Source organism: Paracoccus lutimaris (assembly GCF_003337565.1).
Lineage (GTDB): Bacteria > Pseudomonadota > Alphaproteobacteria > Rhodobacterales > Rhodobacteraceae > Paracoccus > Paracoccus lutimaris.
This window is the reverse complement of record NZ_QPJL01000005.1, coordinates 25,946-41,053: the sequence shown is the minus strand read 5'-3', so window position 1 is coordinate 41,053 and position 15,108 is coordinate 25,946. Positions and strand designations below refer to the sequence as shown.

Annotated in this window: 18 protein-coding genes; 15 read left to right on the top strand and 3 right to left on the bottom strand. The window is 64.9% G+C overall.

Annotated features, from left to right (window positions below; genetic code table 11):
• Position 1: 1 nt before the first annotated feature.
• The 9 genes from DFP89_RS06305 (at position 2) to cysE (ending at position 8,641) form a co-directional block, all read left to right on the top strand.
• Entirely contained in the window at positions 2-319 is a 318-nt protein-coding gene (locus DFP89_RS06305; RefSeq protein ID WP_114348583.1) for a gene transfer agent family protein, read from the top strand.
• Positions 316-540 carry a phage tail assembly chaperone gene (locus DFP89_RS06300; RefSeq protein ID WP_114348582.1) on the top strand — a complete coding sequence of 75 codons (225 nt, stop codon included), beginning with the start codon at positions 316-318 and terminating at the stop codon, positions 538-540. Before DFP89_RS06305 ends, DFP89_RS06300 begins: the two co-directional genes overlap by 4 nt.
• 28 nt (positions 541-568) lie before the next feature.
• Positions 569-1,234 carry a phage tail tape measure protein gene (locus DFP89_RS06295; RefSeq protein ID WP_114348581.1) on the top strand — a complete coding sequence of 222 codons (666 nt, stop codon included), beginning with the start codon at positions 569-571 and terminating at the stop codon, positions 1,232-1,234.
• A gap of 3 nt (positions 1,235-1,237) precedes the next feature.
• Positions 1,238-1,870, top strand: a complete 633-nt coding sequence (locus tag DFP89_RS06290; RefSeq protein WP_114348580.1) for a DUF2460 domain-containing protein — start codon at positions 1,238-1,240, stop codon at positions 1,868-1,870.
• Entirely contained in the window at positions 1,867-2,688 is an 822-nt protein-coding gene (locus DFP89_RS06285; protein WP_114348579.1) for a DUF2163 domain-containing protein, read from the top strand. The genes DFP89_RS06290 and DFP89_RS06285 overlap by 4 nt, the downstream gene beginning before the upstream one ends.
• Positions 2,685-3,110 (top strand): NlpC/P60 family protein, encoded by a 426-nt coding sequence (locus DFP89_RS06280; protein ID WP_114348578.1) that lies wholly within the window; start codon positions 2,685-2,687, stop codon positions 3,108-3,110. Before DFP89_RS06285 ends, DFP89_RS06280 begins: the two co-directional genes overlap by 4 nt.
• An 18-nt stretch (positions 3,111-3,128) precedes the next feature.
• On the top strand, positions 3,129-7,019 hold the full coding sequence (locus DFP89_RS06275; protein WP_114348577.1) for a baseplate multidomain protein megatron: 3,891 nt from the start codon (positions 3,129-3,131) through the stop codon (positions 7,017-7,019).
• Entirely contained in the window at positions 7,012-7,725 is a 714-nt protein-coding gene (locus tag DFP89_RS06270) for a DUF2793 domain-containing protein (RefSeq protein ID WP_114348576.1), read from the top strand. Before DFP89_RS06275 ends, DFP89_RS06270 begins: the two co-directional genes overlap by 8 nt.
• Positions 7,726-7,801: 76 nt before the next feature.
• Positions 7,802-8,641, top strand: coding sequence for a serine O-acetyltransferase (gene cysE, locus DFP89_RS06265; RefSeq protein ID WP_114348575.1), 840 nt, complete (start codon positions 7,802-7,804; stop codon positions 8,639-8,641).
• A gap of 16 nt (positions 8,642-8,657) precedes the next feature.
• Here the strand turns inward: cysE and DFP89_RS06260 are convergent, their stop codons facing one another.
• On the bottom strand, positions 8,658-9,728 hold the full coding sequence (locus DFP89_RS06260; RefSeq protein ID WP_114348574.1) for a quinone-dependent dihydroorotate dehydrogenase: 1,071 nt from the start codon (positions 9,726-9,728) through the stop codon (positions 8,658-8,660).
• The gene (locus tag DFP89_RS06255) at positions 9,725-10,057 is read right to left on the bottom strand and encodes a DUF952 domain-containing protein (protein WP_114348573.1); all 333 of its coding nucleotides are present in this window, start codon (positions 10,055-10,057) and stop codon (positions 9,725-9,727) included. Before DFP89_RS06255 ends, DFP89_RS06260 begins: the two co-directional genes overlap by 4 nt.
• Before the next feature lie 134 nt (positions 10,058-10,191).
• Between DFP89_RS06255 and DFP89_RS06250 the strand changes: the two genes are divergently transcribed.
• On the top strand, positions 10,192-11,793 hold the full coding sequence (locus DFP89_RS06250) for a bifunctional metallophosphatase/5'-nucleotidase (protein ID WP_114348572.1): 1,602 nt from the start codon (positions 10,192-10,194) through the stop codon (positions 11,791-11,793).
• Between the two features lie 56 nt (positions 11,794-11,849).
• Here DFP89_RS06250 and DFP89_RS06245 read toward each other — a convergent pair whose 3' ends face one another.
• Positions 11,850-12,212 carry an ArsR/SmtB family transcription factor gene (locus DFP89_RS06245; RefSeq protein ID WP_114348571.1) on the bottom strand — a complete coding sequence of 121 codons (363 nt, stop codon included), beginning with the start codon at positions 12,210-12,212 and terminating at the stop codon, positions 11,850-11,852.
• Between the two features lie 185 nt (positions 12,213-12,397).
• Here DFP89_RS06245 and DFP89_RS06240 point away from each other — a divergent pair, with 185 nt between their 5' ends.
• From DFP89_RS06240 to DFP89_RS06220, 5 genes are all read left to right on the top strand, one after another.
• Positions 12,398-12,742 carry an AtpZ/AtpI family protein gene (locus tag DFP89_RS06240; RefSeq protein WP_114348570.1) on the top strand — a complete coding sequence of 115 codons (345 nt, stop codon included), beginning with the start codon at positions 12,398-12,400 and terminating at the stop codon, positions 12,740-12,742.
• Positions 12,739-13,494: a F0F1 ATP synthase subunit A gene (locus tag DFP89_RS06235; RefSeq protein WP_114348569.1), complete on the top strand. Its 756-nt coding sequence runs from the start codon at positions 12,739-12,741 to the stop codon at positions 13,492-13,494. Before DFP89_RS06240 ends, DFP89_RS06235 begins: the two co-directional genes overlap by 4 nt.
• A gap of 60 nt (positions 13,495-13,554) precedes the next feature.
• A complete protein-coding gene (locus tag DFP89_RS06230; protein WP_114348568.1) occupies positions 13,555-13,788 on the top strand; it encodes a F0F1 ATP synthase subunit C in 234 nt (77 codons plus the stop codon).
• 79 nt (positions 13,789-13,867) lie between these two features.
• Positions 13,868-14,530 (top strand): F0F1 ATP synthase subunit B', encoded by a 663-nt coding sequence (locus tag DFP89_RS06225; protein ID WP_181870270.1) that lies wholly within the window; start codon positions 13,868-13,870, stop codon positions 14,528-14,530.
• Entirely contained in the window at positions 14,527-15,081 is a 555-nt protein-coding gene (locus DFP89_RS06220) for a F0F1 ATP synthase subunit B (protein WP_114348567.1), read from the top strand. The genes DFP89_RS06225 and DFP89_RS06220 overlap by 4 nt, the downstream gene beginning before the upstream one ends.
• Positions 15,082-15,108 lie beyond the last annotated feature (27 nt).

The following is a 15,108-nucleotide window of genomic DNA, read 5'->3' as shown; positions in this document are numbered from 1 at the left end:
AATGGCCAACCCGCTGGCGGGCGAGGTCGAGATCTGGCTGGACGGCCGGCCGCATTGCGCCAAGCTGACGCTGGGCGCTTTGGCCGGGCTGGAAAGCGAGCTGGGCGCCGAAAGCATGGTGGCCCTGGTCGAGCGCTTTGAGCAGGGGCGCTTTTCCAGCCGCGACGTGATGGCGGTGCTGGTAGCCGGGCTGAAAGGCGCGGGCTGGGCTGGGGGCATGGATGAGCTGCTGGCCGCCGAGTTCCGCGGCGGTCCGGTCGGTGCGGCGCATGCGGCGGCGGCACTGCTGGCGCGGGCCTTTCGGATCGAGGGCACATGAGCGGGAAGGCTGCGGGCGGCATGGACTGGCCGGGGCTGCTGCGCGTGGGGATCGGCCCGGCCCGGCTGGGCGGGCTGGGCCTGACCCCCGCGCAATTCTGGGCGCTGACCCCGGCCGAACTGGCGCTGATGCTGGGCATCGAGCCGGGCAAGGGCGGTGCGATGACGCGCGGCAGGCTGGCCGAGCTTGTCGCCCGCTATCCCGACGCGCCCGCGAAATAGAACCGCAAGATCAAAAGGAGGCGCCGTCGTGGCGAACAAGGACGGATTCGACCGGCTGGAGGACGATGGCCAGGTCATGCTGGGCAGAAGCTTTGACGACAGCGCGCGCATGACCGCCGCCTTCGAAGCCGAACTGTCACGGCTGCGCGAGTCGATGCTTTACACCAATCGCGAGGTGACGACCCTCAGCTCGGGCATCGGCAGCGGATTGCGCCGTGCCTTCGAAGGGCTGGTCTTTGACGGCATGAAGCTGAGCGATGCGCTGAAGGGCATCGCCCGCAGCATGGCCGATACCGCCTTTTCGGTGGCGATGAAGCCCTTGGAACAGGCGCTGTCGGGGGCAATCGCGCAGGGCGTGAATGGGCTGATTGGCGGGGCTTTGCCCTTTGCCAATGGCGGTGCTTTTGCGCAGGGCCGGGTCATGCCCTTTGCCAAGGGGGGCATTGTCAGCCAACCGACCTATTTCCCGATGCGCGGCGCGACCGGGCTGATGGGCGAGGCCGGCGCCGAGGCGATCATGCCGTTGCGGCGCGGTGCCGATGGCCGGCTGGGCGTGGCGGCGGGGGGCGGCGGGCGGCCTCTCAACGTGACCTTCAATGTCTCGACCCCCGATGTGGCGGGGTTCCAGCGCAGCCAAAGCCAGATCGCCGCCCAGATGGGCCGGCTGCTGGCGCGCGGCGAAAGAAACGGGTGATCCATGGCATTTCACGAGATCAGATTTCCGGCCAACCTGTCCTTTGGCTCGGTCGGGGGGCCCGAGCGGCGGACCGAGATCGTTTCGCTGACCAATGGTCACGAAGAGCGTCGCACGCCTTGGGCACATTCGCGTCGGCGCTATGATGCCGGGCTGGGCTTGCGCTCGCTGGACGATGTGGCGGCGCTGATCGCCTTTTTCGAGGCGCGTGCCGGCCAGATGCACGGTTTTCGCTGGAAGGACTGGGCCGATTATAAATCCGCCGCCCCGAGCCTTGCGCCAAGTTATCGGGATCAGCTGATCGGAACCGGGAATGGGGTGAACCGGGTCTTTGCGCTGCGCAAGGCCTATGCCTCGGGGCCGGCGCAATATTGGCGCCCCATCGCCAAGCCGGTCGAGGGCACGGTGCTGGCAGCAGTCGGGGGTGTCGAGCTGCGACCAGATGTGGATTTCGAGGTCAACGCCATGGCCGGCATCATCACCTTTGCCGACCCACCGGAAAATGGTGGCAAGGTTACCGCAGGTTTTGAATTTGACGTGCCGGTGCGCTTTGACACCGACCGGATCGCGGTTTCGGTGGCCTCGTTCCAGGCGGGTGATTTGCCGCAGGTGCCCGTTGTGGAGGTCCGGCTATGAGCGAGACGATTGCACGGGCATGGGCTGTCACCCGCCACGACGGCATGGTTCTGGGCTTTACCGATCATGACCGCTCGTTGCAGTTCGAGGGAATCGAGTTTCGTCCCGATAGCGGGCTGAGCGCGCGGGCCGTGGTGCAGGGCTCGGGCCTGTCGGTGGACAATACCGAGGCGGCGGGCGCCCTGTCGGACAGCGCCATCACCGAGATCGACCTGATGGCCGGCCGCTGGGATGCGGCTGATGTCCGGCTGTGGGATGTGGACTGGTCCAATCCCGAAAACCGGCGGCTGATCTTTCGCGGCCATTTGGGCGAGGTCACGCGCAGCGGCGCCGCGTTTCGTGCCGAACTGCGCGGGCTGTCCGAACCGCTGAACCGGACGCAGGGGCGGGTCTATCACCCGCGCTGTTCGGCGAGTCTGGGGGACGGCCAGTGCAAATTCGACCTGACCCGCCCCGGCTATTCGGCCGAGGGCGTGATCGTCGCGCATGAGGACGGGCAGCGCTTTACGCTGTCTGGGATCGAAGGCCACGACGCGGCCTGGTTCGAGCGCGGCCAGTTGGTCGTGATTTCGGGCGTGGCCAACGGGCTGTCTGGGATCGTCAAGCGAGATCTTGCCTCGGCTGGGACGAGGCGCGAGGTCGAGCTTTGGTCCGGGCTTGGTGTCTATCCAGCAATCGGTGACCGCGTTCGGCTGGTCGCGGGCTGTGACAAGCGCGGTGAAACCTGCCGGATGAAGTTCCTGAACTACCTGAACTTTCGCGGATTTCCGCATCTGCCGCCCGAGGATTGGCTGTTGACCCCCAAGGTGAACCGATGAGCCGTGAGATCGTTCAGGCGGCGCGCGGCTGGATCGGGACGCCCTATGTGCATCAGGCCTCGGTCAAGGGCGGAGGCACGGATTGTCTGGGGTTGGTACGCGGGGTCTGGCGCGAGTTCTTTGGGATCGAACCCGAGGCCATGCCGGCCTATACGCCGGATTGGGGTGAAATCGGCGGCAGTGAGCTGCTGTTGGGCGGGGCGGGGCGCTTCCTGCAGCCGGCACCGGACGAGCAGCCCGGAGATGTCCTGGTCTTTCGCATGAGGGCCGGGGCAGTCGCCAAACATATGGGAATATTGGCGCAAACCGGCGCCGAGGCCAGTTTCGTGCATGCCTATGACCGGCATGGCGTGGTCGAAAGCCCGCTTTCGGCGCCTTGGAGGGCGCGGATCGCGGGGCGGTTCCGGTTTCCGTCGATCTAATTGGAAGGATAGGGCGCAATGGCGACGATTTTGCTGTCGGCGGTGGGGGCATCGCTGGGTGCGGGCTTTGGCGGCACCATTCTTGGCATGTCGGGGGCAGTCATCGGCCGCGCCATCGGCGCGACCCTTGGCCGCGTGATCGACCAGCGCCTGCTGGGGGCTGGCTCAAAGGCGGTCGAGACGGGGCGCGTGGATCGCATGCGCATTCAGACCGCTGGCGAGGGTAATCCGGTCCCGCGCCTGTGGGGACAGATGCGCGTGCCGGGTCATTGCATCTGGGCCGGGCCGCTGGTCGAGGTCCGCAAGAAACAGGGCGGTGGCAAGGGATCGGCCCCCAGCGTGACCAATATCAGCTACCGGCTGAGCTTTGCGCTGGCCCTGTGCGAAGGGCCGATTCTTGGTGTGGGCCGCGTTTGGGCCGATGGCGAGGAGGTCTCGGCCGATGATCTGAACATGCGCGTTTATATGGGCGATGAGACGCAACTTCCGGACCCGGCGATTTCGGCACAAGAGGGGGAAAACGCGCCGGCCTATCGCGGCGTCGCCTATGTCGTGATCGAGGATCTGGGGCTGGAGAAATGGGGCAATCGCGTCCCGCAGCTTTCCGTCGAGGTCACACGGGCGGCCAAGGGCGGGCGCGGTCTGTCGCGCGAAGTGCAGGCCGTGGCGATGATCCCCGGCACGGGCGAATATTCGCTGGCGACGACTCCGGTCAGCTATGACCTGGGGATGGGCGAGATGCAGGTTATCAACCGCAACACGCCTATCGCTGGCAGCGATTTTCTGGCCTCGATGCAAACTCTCGGCCGTGAACTGCCGCTGGTGGGCTCGGTTTCGCTGGTTGTTTCGTGGTTCGGGGACGATCTGCGCGTCGGCGAATGTGCGGTACGCCCCAAGGTCGAGGATACATCGCGTGAGGGGCATGGGATGGACTGGCGCGCGGGTGGCGTTGGGCGCGATCAGGCAGTCGAGGTCGCGCGGGTCAATGACCGCCCAATCTATGGCGGTACGCCCGCCGATGGCTCGGTCATCGAGGCCTTGCGCGCGATCAGCGAAAGCGGCCGCAAGGCGGTGTTCTATCCCTTCATCCTGATGGAGCAGCTGGCCGGAAACGGTCGTCCGGATCCCTGGAACGGCGCGGAAAACCAGCCGGTCATGCCCTGGCGTGGCCGTATCACCACGAGCATTGCCGCCGGGCGCGCGGGCAGTCCCGCCGGGACCGCAGCCGCCCTTGCCGAAGTCGCGCGCTTTTTTGGCGCGGCCCAGCCGGGGCATTTCCAGCGTGACGGCGATCAGATCACCTATAGCGGTCCCGCCGAATGGTCCTATCGCCGCTTCATTCTGCACTATGCGCATCTTTGTGCGGCCGCTGGCGGGATCGACTCGTTCTTGATCGGGTCCGAGATGGTAGGGCTGACGCAGATCCGTGGGGCGGCGAACAGCTTTCCTGCGGTCGCGCAGCTGAGGCAGCTGGCGGCGGATGTGCGGGCTATTCTGGGCGAGGACGTCAAGATTGGCTATGCCGCCGACTGGTCGGAATATTTCGGCTATCACCCCGGCAATGGTGATCTGTTCTTTCACCTCGACCCGCTTTGGGCGGATGAGAACATCGACTTCATCGGCATCGATAATTACATGCCGCTGTCCGATTGGCGCGAGGGTGAGACGCATCTGGATGCCGCTTGGGGGCGGATCGACAATCCCGACTACCTGCGTGCCAATGTCGCTGGTGGTGAAGGTTATGACTGGTATTACGCGCGCGACGAGGATCGCCACGAGCAGCGCCGGACGCCGATCCAGGACGGCGCCCATGATGAACATTGGGTATGGCGTTACAAGGATATCCGCAACTGGTGGTCGCAGCATCACCATAACCGGATCAACGGGGTGCGGCAGGCGCAGGCCACGGGATGGATCCCCGGCTCAAAACCGGTCTGGTTTACCGAGATGGGCTGCGCGGCGCTGGACAAGGGGACGAACCAACCCAACAAGTTCCTGGATGCCATGAGCTCGGAATCGATGCTGCCCTATTTTTCGGATGGGCGGCGCGATGATGTGATCCAGGCGGCCTATGTTCGTGCGATGACCGAATTCTGGTCAGAGCCGGCGAACAATCCGGCGCGGCGGGCCTATGGGCGCACGGATGCGGGGCGCATGATCGACATGTCGCGCGCCCATGTCTGGTGCTGGGATGCGCGGCCTTTCCCCGCCTTTCCGGTGCGGACCGATCTGTGGTCGGATGGCCCGGCATGGGAACGCGGGCATTGGCTGAATGGCCGTGCCGGCGCGGTGCCCTTGTCCGATGTCGTGGCAGAGATCTGCCGCGAGGCGGGCGTGCGAGCATTTGACACCGAAGGGCTGCGCGGTCTTGTGCGGGGCTATTCTTTGCCGGGCTCGGAAAGCGGACGGGCGGCCTTGCAGCCTTTGATGCTGGCGCATGGCTTCGATGCGGTCGAACGTGATGGTGTCCTGGGCTTTGTCATGCGCGGTGGCAGGGTCGTCGCAGAGCTTGGGCCACAGGACATGGCGCTGGCCGAAGAGGTCGAGGCGGTCGAGGTCTCGCGCGCGGCAGATGCCGAACTGGCCGGGCGCGTGCGCCTGACCCATGTCGAGGCGGGCGGCGACTATGCTGCGCGTACTGCCGAAACGGTGATGCCGGGTGGTGAGTTCCGCGCCGTTTCCGACAGTGAGCTGGCTATGGCACTGACCCGGGGCGAGGGGCAGGCGATGGCCGAGCGCTGGCTGTCCGAAACCATTGTGGCGCGGGATTCTATACGATTTGCGCTGCCTCCCTCGCTTGGGCATCTGGGGCCGGGCGATGTCGTCCGGCTGGCCGAGGGCCGCGCCGAGGCCCGGCGTTGGCGCATCGACCGCGTGGAGCGCGCCGGTGCGATCACTGTCGATGCCGTCCGCGTCGAGCCGGGGATCTACCGCCCGGCGCGTGCGGTCGAGGGCGAGGCGTCCTCGCGCGCCTTCCGGCCCCCGATTCCGGTCTGGCCGGTCTTCATGGACCTGCCATTGTTGCGGGGTGATGAGGCTCCGCATGCGCCGCATCTTGCGGTAACAGCGACACCCTGGCCGGGGGCGGCAGCGGTCTGGGTCTCGGCTCAGCAGGTTGGCGGCTATGGGCTGAACACGACCATCGCACAGCCCTCGATCATGGGGCAGACGATGACGCCGCTTGCGGCTGCGCGGTCCGGGGTCTGGGATCGCGGGTCGGCCCTGCGGGTGCGCGTCAAGGGGGGCACGCTGGAAAGCGCCACGCCTGAGGCGCTGATGTCGGGCGCGAACCTGATGGCGATTGGCGATGGCTCTGCCGAAAACTGGGAGCTGCTGCAATTCGCCGAAGCGCGTCTGATTTCGCCCGGTCTGTGGGAGCTGTCGATGCGGCTGCGCGGACAGGCGGGCACTGATGCCTTGATGCCCGAGGTCTGGCCGGTGGGCAGCACGGTCGTGCTGCTGGACGGTGCGGCGCAGCAGGTGGATCTGGCGCCCACGGCGCGCAATCAGTTGCGGTACTGGCGGATCGGACCAGCGACGCGGGCGCCGGACGATGCCAGCTATCGCCCGATTGCGCAGGCCTTCCGGGGTGCCGGGCTGCGCCCGCTGTCGCCCTGTCACATCATGGTCAAGGGCCACGCCATCAGCTGGATCCGCCGGACGCGGATTCAGGGTGACGGGTGGGAGGGCCCGGACGTGCCGTTGGGCGAGGCGCAGGAGCTGTATCTGGCCCGACTGGTTCGCGGCGGCAATGTGCTGGCGCAGGCGCAGGTTTCTGCGCCGCATTGGACCGTGCCACAGGATATCTGGTCTTCCGCCGTGGCGGGGGGCGCGTTTGCCGTTGAGGTGGCCCAGCTTTCCGACACGTTCGGCCCGGGACAATATGCAAGGAGGATGATCGATGCCTGAGAACACCACCGCGAATTGCGACCTGCCATTGCTGATGCCGGCGCAGGCGCAGAAGCATGTGACCGTCAATGACGCATTGGTGCGGCTGGATGGGCAGGTGGATCTGGTGCTGCAAAGCCTGGGCCGCATCACGCCACCCGAAACCGTCGTTGACGGGCTGTGCTGGGGGGTTCCCTCGGGTGCGACCAATGCTTGGGAGGGGCAGGGCGGCAAGATCGCCATTGCAGCGAATGGCGGCTGGATCTTTGTCGAGCCCGGCTTTGGCAGGCGTGCCATGATCGCCGATCAGGGTGTGACCGCCATTCATGATGGCTCGGTCTGGGTTGCGGGGGCGATTACGCTTGGCACGCATGGTTCGGGCATGATCGCGCGGCAATTGTCCGAGGACGTGACACTGGGCGCGGGCGCAAGCTTTCAGACCATGATGGCGATCCCGCCCGGGGCCATGGTGATCGGGGTGACGGCCCGCGTGCTCGAGGCGATCACCGGCAGCGCGACGTCATGGACGCTGGGCAATCCGGGGGCCGTGAACCGCTTTGGTCAGGGGCTGGGCAAGGGCCAAGGATCGTGGTCGCGCGGCATCCTTTCGGCGCCGATGACCTATTGGGATCCGACGCCGGTGGTGCTGACCGCGACCGGGGGGCAGTTTACCGGCGGGCAAGTGCGCGTGGTCCTTCATTGGTGGGAGCTGCGCATCCCGAACTAACCGCCGGTCACAGCGGCCTTTCCGCGCCCGTCCATTTCCGCTAGAATTTGGCTGAGAAATGGACGGGCACACCGTGATGAACCTGCAAAACGACAAGATCGAACAGCTTTTCGATGGGCGCAATGCGACGCGCGAATCGCTTTGGGGACGGATCCATTGCGAAGCCCGCGTCGCTGTTCGCGACGAGCCGCTGCTGGGTGCGCTGATCCATGCCGGGCTGCTGCATCATGCAACCTTTGAGGCGGCGCTGGCCTATCGTTTTTCGCTGAAGCTGTCTTCGCGCGAGATGAGCGAGCAGATCCTGCGCGAGATCGCCGACGATGCTTTTGCGCGTTCGCCCGATCTGGCGAAGGCTGCGACGGCCGACCTTTTGGCCGTCTATGAGCGGGATCCGGCCACGCATCGGCTGATGCAGCCGATCCTGTTCTTCAAGGGTTATCAGGCGCTGCAGGCCTATCGCATCGGGCATTGGCTATGGCAGCAAGGCCGGTTCGATCTGGCCTATTTCGTGCAGATGCGCTGCTCGGAAGTGTTCGGTGTAGATATTCACCCGGCCGCGCGGATCGGCACCGGGGTGATGATCGATCACGCCCACTCCATCGTCATCGGCGAAACCGCGGTCGTCGGCAATGACGTCTCGATGCTACATTCGGTGACGCTGGGCGGAACCGGCAAAGAGGACGGCGACCGCCATCCCAAGATCGGCAATGGCGTGATGATCGGTGCCGGCGCAAAAGTGCTGGGCAATATCAGCGTCGGTCATCATTCGCGCATCGCTGCCGGTTCGGTCGTGCTGAGCGAGGTTCCCCCCTGCAAGACCGTCGCTGGTGTTCCGGCGCGGATCGTCGGGGATGCGGGCTGTTCCGATCCATCCAGCATGATGAACCAGTTGCTGGGTCACGAAGACCTGTTCTAAAATCAGGCCGGGTGGGTCAGGTCCACTCGGCATTGCCGCTGCCGGTCAGTTCGGTCAGCGTCATGCCTTCGCGGGCAAGCCGGTCGTCGATGGCACGGGCAATCTGCGAGGCAATGGAAATTCCCTGATAGATCATCGCCGAATAGATCTGGATCACCGAGGCGCCGGCACGAATCTTTTGCCACGCCTGATCGGGCGTGGCGATGCCGCCCACGCCGATTAGCGGGATACGGCCGCCGGTTTCACGATGAAGCCGGGCAAGGATGCGCGTCGAGCGCTCGAACAGTGGAGCACCCGAAAGGCCACCGGCCTCATTCGCGTGGGCTGAAGCAATCCCTTCGCGTGACAGCGTCGTATTGGTCGCGATGATGCCGTCCACCGGGGCGGCCAGCGCCACACCCGCGATATCGGCCAGCGCCGCGTCGTCCAGATCCGGCGCGATCTTGATGAAGACCGGCGGGCGCGTCGGCAGCGTGTCGCGGGTTTCAAGCACGCTTTTCAGCAGCGCGGCCAGGGCCTCGGGACCCTGCAGATCGCGCAGTTTTTCCGTATTCGGCGATGAGACATTCACCGTCAGAAAATCGGCGGCATTCCCAGCAATTCTGACAACCTGTGTGAAATCGGCGCTGCGGTCGGTGCTGTCCTTGTTCGCGCCGATGTTCAGGCCGACCGGGATCCCTTGCGGATAGGGGGTGGGGCGTGCGGCCAGACGAGCGGCGATGGTTTCGGCACCCTCGTTGTTGAAGCCGAAGCGGTTGATGATCGCGCGATCCTCGGTCAGGCGGAACAGGCGCGGTTTCGGGTTTCCGGGTTGCGGGCGTGGCGTCGCAGCACCCACCTCGATGAAGCCAAAACCCGAACGCATCAGCGCAGGCAGGGCGCGGGCGTTCTTGTCATAGCCGGCGGCAAGGCCGACAGGGTTCGGCAGCTCCAGCCCCGCCAGCCTGATGCGCAGCCGCTCGGACGTGACAGGCTTGCCCGGCAGCGGCACAAGGCCGCGCGACAGCGCCAGCAGCGAAAGATCATGCGCACGCTCGGGGTCGAGACGGTGCAGCGCGGCAAGGCCAAGGCGTTCGATCAGATTCATCCCAGCTCTCCGATGATGTGACCGTCCGGGCCGAGGGGCAGGGGGCGGCTCCACAGGACGTCCCCGGCACGCAGGTCGCGGTAGAGATGCGGGAACAGATCGCCACCGCGCGACGGCTCCCACCGCAGGGCGTCAAGGCGTTCGGTTTCCACCGCAAGCAGGTGCAACCCCTCTTCGCCGGCGAAATGCTTGCCAAGCGTCCCGGCAAGCTGCGCGGCGGTGGACAGGTGGATATAGCCATCGGTCACGTCGATGGGAGCGCCGGCGCTGTGGCCGTCGCGGCGGAATGCCTGATACTCGGAGGCGCGGAAAATCTTGTAGGCCAGCATGGCCGGTTCATGCGTTGCGCCGCCCCCTGCGTCAAGCGGTCTTGCGCTCTACACGGCTTCGTCGATTGACGACCGCGCCAGCATCGCCCAATCTGCCCCCCGTTGTCTGGCATCCGTGACTGAGGGGAATTGGAATGAAACGCTGGCTCATGCTTTCGGCGGCGGCATTAACGCTGTCTTCTGGTGCCGCGCAGGCTGACTACACGCTGCATGTCCTGCACATCAACGATTTCCACAGCAGGATCGAGCCGATCAACAAATATGACAGCACCTGCGATGCCGAGACCGAGGCCAAGAACGAGTGCTTTGGCGGTGTGGCGCGGGTTGCCAGCAAGATCAACGAGTTGCGCAATCAGCTCAAGGCCGATGGCCAGAACGTCGTCGTGCTGGATGCGGGCGACCAGTATCAGGGCAGCCTGTTTTATACGACCTACAAGGGCAAGGACACGGTCGAGTTCATGAACGCGATCGGCTTTGACGCCATGGCGGTCGGCAATCACGAATTCGACGATGGCCCGGGCGGTTTGCAGATTCTGGCCGAGGGGGTGAAGTTCCCGGTCGTTTCGGGCAATCTGGACCTGTCGCAATCGCCCGAACTCAAGGACAAGGTCGGCGATGTGCTGACGCTTGAGGTCGGCGGCGAAAAGGTCGGTATCGTCTCGGCGCTGGCGATGGACACGCCCGAGACGGCGGCGCCGGGCGACAAGGTCATCTTCATGGACGATCTGGAAAGCCTCAAGGCCGATGTCCAGGAACTGACCGAGGCGGGCGTCACCAAGATCCTTGCGCTGACCCATGAAGGCTACAAGCGCGATCAGGAGATCGCAGCCGAGGTTGCCGGGGTCGATGCGGTCGTCGGCGGGCACAGCCATACGCTTCTGGGCGATATGGAGGATGCCGAGGGTCCCTATCCGACCATGGTCAAGGCCGCCGACGGGACCGAGGTGCCGGTTGTCACCGCGCGCGCCTATGGCAAGTATCTGGGCCATTTGACGCTGACCTGGAACGACCAGGGCAAGCTGATCAAAGCCGAAGGGCAGCCAATCCTGCTCGATGCCTCGGTCAAGCCGGATGAGAAGATCGCCGCGCGGGTCAAGGAAATGGCCGCCCCCATCGATGAGCTCAAGCAAAAGCGCGTGGCCGATATCAAGACCCCCATCGACGGAGACCGCAACAATTGCCGCGCCAAGGAATGCGAGATGGGCGTCGTCGTCACTGACGCCATGCTGGATCGTGTCAAGGATCAGGGCATCACCATCGCCATCCAGAACGGCGGCGGCTTGCGGGCCTCAATCGATGCCGGGCCGGTGACCATGGGCGATGTGCTGACGGTGCTGCCCTTCCAGAACACGCTGTCCACATTCGAGCTGCGCGGCGGCGATGTCGTGGCCGCGCTTGAGAACGGCGCCAGCCAGATCGAAGAGGGGGCCGGCCGTTTCGCGCAGGTGGCCGGGCTGAAATACACGCTTGATCCCGCCGCGCCCGTGGGCAGCCGCATCAGCGAGGTTCTGGTGCGCAGCGGCGCAGAATGGGTGCCCATCGACCCGAACGCGGTCTATGGCGTGGTGTCGCAAAACTATATGCGCGCGGGTGGCGACGGCTATAAGGTCCTAGCTGAAAAGGGCATGAACGCCTATGATTTCGGCCCGGATCTGGCCGATGTGCTGGCGGAATATCTGGCCAAGCAAGGACCCGATTTCGCGCCGAAACTGGATGGGCGCATCACCGTCAAATAAATCTGTCGTCACAAGACGTTGCATGGCCGGGCCTCGTGCCCGGCCTTTTTGCGTTTCTAGGCCTGGTCCTCGGGCAGGTCGGCGGCGCTTGCGGCCAGCTCATCGGCCAGAAAACGTTCGAAATCGTCCAAATCCACGGGGTCGAACTGGCCAAAGCCCTGCATCCAGACCGAGGCATTGCGCAGCCCGTCCGGTTCCAGCTTGCACCAGATGATGCGGCCGCGCCGCTCTTGCCGGATCAGCCCCGCCGCCGCCAGAACCGCCAGATGCTTCGAGATCGCGGCAAGGCTGACCGCAAAGGGTGCGGCGACGTCGGTCACCGCCATGTCATCCTCAAGCAGCATGGCAAGGATCGCCCGCCGCGTCGGATCGGCGAGGGCGGAAAAGATGGCGTCGAGCGTTGCGGTCTGCGGGGTCATCGGCTTTGCTTAACTTGCGGGTTGAATATGGAACGGATGCCGGGGGCGCCGCAAGTCCGGCTTTGCCACCGTCGCCTTGCCTGCCAATCGCTTGTTTTTCAAGGATTTGGCGGGGTATTCCCTTTGCTTGACTCATAGAGCCCCAACCCCTATCACCGCCCCAACCGATAACGAGGGTGTGAGCCTTGGCCGAAGAACCGCATGACGAGGCCGCGCGGGCCCGGGACGCGGGGCGGCTGCGCGAGCTGGAAGCGCGGCTGGGCCAGAGGGCGGAAGTGCAGGGCCCCTCGCGCGGAGAGGAACATTTCAGCCAGGCCAATATGGCATGGCGCATGGTGACCGAACTTGTGGCCGGGCTGGCCATTGGCTTCGGGATCGGATTCGGGCTGGACTATGTGACCGGTTGGCGCCCGGTCTTCATGGTGGTCTTTGTGCTGCTGGGCCTGGTGGCCGGCATCAAGACCATGATGCGGACGGCGCATGAGATAGGCAAGAAACCGGGGCATCCCGGCGACGACAAGGGTGAATGACGATGGCGACAGAAGAAGAAGCAGGTGGTCTGGTTTTCCATCCCATGGATCAGTTCGTCATCAAGCCGCTGTTCGGCGACGGTGCGGTGAACTGGTACACGCCGACCAACGCGACGCTGTGGATGGCTCTGGCCGCGCTGGCCATTACCGGCCTGCTGGTCTTTGGGACCCGTGGCCGCGCAATCGTGCCGAACCGTCTGCAATCCATCGCCGAGCTGCTTTACGGCATGGTCCGCAAGATGGTCGAGGATGTGACCGGCAAGGACGGGCTGAAATACTTCCCCTATGTGATGACGCTGTTCTGCTTCATCCTGTTTGCGAACTTCCTGGCGCTGCTGCCCAAAAGCTTCTCGCCGACCTCGCATATCGCGGTGACCGCGGTGCTGGCGCTGCTGGTTTTCGTCGGCGTCACCGTGCTGGGCTTTGTCAAGAACGGCGCGCATTTCCTGGGTCTGTTCTGGGTCAGCTCGGCACCGCTGGCGCTGCGCCCGGTTTTGGCCGTGATCGAACTGATCTCGTATTTCGTGCGTCCGGTCAGCCACTCGATCCGACTTGCCGGCAACATCATGGCTGGCCACGCGGTGATCAAGGTCTTTGCCGCCTTCGCCGCCATTGCCGCCATCGCGCCGGTTTCGGTGGTTGCCATCACCGCCATGTATGGGCTTGAAGTGCTGGTTGCGCTGATCCAGGCCTATGTCTTCACCATCCTGACCTGCGTCTATCTGAAGGACGCCCTGCATCCCGCGCACTAAGCGCGGGACCGCAGATCAGGAAAATCGAAACTCTTTCCAAAAGCCTCAAGGAGCATAAATATGGAAAATCTGGGTCAACTCGGACAGTATCTCGGCGCGGGCCTGGCTTGCATCGGCATGGCGGGCGCCGCCATGGGTGTGGGCAACGTTGCCGGCAACTACCTGGCGGGCGCGCTGCGCAATCCGTCGGCTGCTGCCTCGCAGACCGCCACGCTGTTCATCGGCATGGCCTTCGCCGAAGCTCTGGGGATCTTCTCGTTCCTGGTCGCGCTGCTGCTGCTGTTCGCAGTCTGATCCTTATCTGCCATCCTTGCGGTTGGGTGGGGGCGTCACGCGCCCACCCGATTGTGAAACGACCGGCATGGGGTAGGATATGATCAGCCTGTTGCAACAGACCGCGCCAGCCGTGGTCGAAAATACCGAAACGGTGGTTTCCACCGAATCCGCCGAAGCGGCGGGTCATGGCGCCGATGCGGCCCATGCCGTGGCGGGTGCAGCTGATGCCGCCCACGCAGCGGCTGGCCACGCAGCCAGCGCCCCCGGCATGCCGCAACTGGACTTCACGACCTTTGGCAACCAGATCTTCTGGCTGCTGGTTGTTCTGGCGGTGATCTACTGGGTCCTGTCGCGGATTGCGCTGCCGCGCATCGGCGGGGTCATCTCGGACCGTCAGGGTGCCATTACCGGCGACCTCATGGCTGCCGAGGAATTCAAGCACAAGGCCAAGGAGGCCGAGGCCGCCTATGACAAGGCGCTGGCCGATGCCCGCGCCGAGGCCAACAAGATCGTCGCTGCCAACAAGGCCGAGATCCAGAAAGAGCTGAACGCGGCCATTGCCCATGCCGACGCGGAAATCGGGGCCCGTGCCGCCGAATCCGAAAAGCGCATCGGCGAGATTCGCGCCTCGGCGGTCGAGGATGCGCGCAGCGTTGCGCGTGACGTGACCGCGGCTCTGGTGGAAAGCTTTGGTGGCAAGAGCGATCAGAACCTTGTCAACGAAGCGGTCGATCAGCGACTGAAGGGGGCGCTGCAATGAAACGTCTGAGCGTTCTCTTTGCCCTGATCGCCAGCCCCGCGCTGGCCGCCTCGGGTCCGTTCTTCTCGCTGCGGAACACCGACTTCATCGTTTTGCTGGCCTTCCTGCTGTTCATCGGCATTCTGGTTTATTACCGGGTGCCGCAGATCGTCGGCGGGCTGCTGGACAAGCGCGCCGAGGGCATCCGCAACGATCTGGCCGAGGCCCGTCGCCTGCGCGAGGAAGCCCAGGAGATCTATGCCAGCTATGAGCGCCGCCAGCGCGAGGTGAAGGGTCTGGCCGACCAGATCGTCGCCAACGCCAAGCGCGAAGCCACGCTGGAGGCCGAAAAGGCCAAGGCCGCGCTGAAACTGTCGATTGAGCGCCGCCTGAAAGCGGCCGAGGATCAGATCGCCAGCGCCGAGGGCGATGCCGTCCGCGCCGTCCGTGACCGTGCCGTGCAGACCGCGATTTCGGCCGCGACCGAGATCCTGGGCAAGCAGGCCAGCGCCGCCGACCGCAGCGCCGGCATCGACAAGGCCATCGAAGACGTGGCCAACCGGCTGAACTGATATCGGGCCCGCGCCCGCCGCGATTCC

Excerpts from the sequence above, each read along its gene's own strand:
- DFP89_RS06305 (WP_114348583.1), top strand. The coding sequence starts at position 2 with ATGGCCAACCCGCTGGCGGGCGAGGTCGAGATCTGGCTGGACGGCCGG.
- DFP89_RS06300 (WP_114348582.1), top strand. The coding sequence starts at position 316 with ATGAGCGGGAAGGCTGCGGGCGGCATGGACTGGCCGGGGCTGCTGCGC.
- DFP89_RS06290 (WP_114348580.1), top strand. The coding sequence starts at position 1,238 with ATGGCATTTCACGAGATCAGATTTCCGGCCAACCTGTCCTTTGGCTCG.
- DFP89_RS06285 (WP_114348579.1), top strand. The coding sequence starts at position 1,867 with ATGAGCGAGACGATTGCACGGGCATGGGCTGTCACCCGCCACGACGGC.
- DFP89_RS06280 (WP_114348578.1), top strand. The coding sequence starts at position 2,685 with ATGAGCCGTGAGATCGTTCAGGCGGCGCGCGGCTGGATCGGGACGCCC.
- DFP89_RS06275 (WP_114348577.1), top strand. The coding sequence starts at position 3,129 with ATGGCGACGATTTTGCTGTCGGCGGTGGGGGCATCGCTGGGTGCGGGC.
- DFP89_RS06270 (WP_114348576.1), top strand. The coding sequence starts at position 7,012 with ATGCCTGAGAACACCACCGCGAATTGCGACCTGCCATTGCTGATGCCG.
- cysE (WP_114348575.1), top strand. The coding sequence starts at position 7,802 with ATGAACCTGCAAAACGACAAGATCGAACAGCTTTTCGATGGGCGCAAT.
- DFP89_RS06260 (WP_114348574.1), bottom strand. The coding sequence starts at position 9,728 with ATGAATCTGATCGAACGCCTTGGCCTTGCCGCGCTGCACCGTCTCGAC.
- DFP89_RS06255 (WP_114348573.1), bottom strand. The coding sequence starts at position 10,057 with ATGCTGGCCTACAAGATTTTCCGCGCCTCCGAGTATCAGGCATTCCGC.
- DFP89_RS06250 (WP_114348572.1), top strand. The coding sequence starts at position 10,192 with ATGAAACGCTGGCTCATGCTTTCGGCGGCGGCATTAACGCTGTCTTCT.
- DFP89_RS06245 (WP_114348571.1), bottom strand. The coding sequence starts at position 12,212 with ATGACCCCGCAGACCGCAACGCTCGACGCCATCTTTTCCGCCCTCGCC.
- DFP89_RS06235 (WP_114348569.1), top strand. The coding sequence starts at position 12,739 with ATGACGATGGCGACAGAAGAAGAAGCAGGTGGTCTGGTTTTCCATCCC.
- DFP89_RS06230 (WP_114348568.1), top strand. The coding sequence starts at position 13,555 with ATGGAAAATCTGGGTCAACTCGGACAGTATCTCGGCGCGGGCCTGGCT.
- DFP89_RS06225 (WP_181870270.1), top strand. The coding sequence starts at position 13,868 with ATGATCAGCCTGTTGCAACAGACCGCGCCAGCCGTGGTCGAAAATACC.
- DFP89_RS06220 (WP_114348567.1), top strand. The coding sequence starts at position 14,527 with ATGAAACGTCTGAGCGTTCTCTTTGCCCTGATCGCCAGCCCCGCGCTG.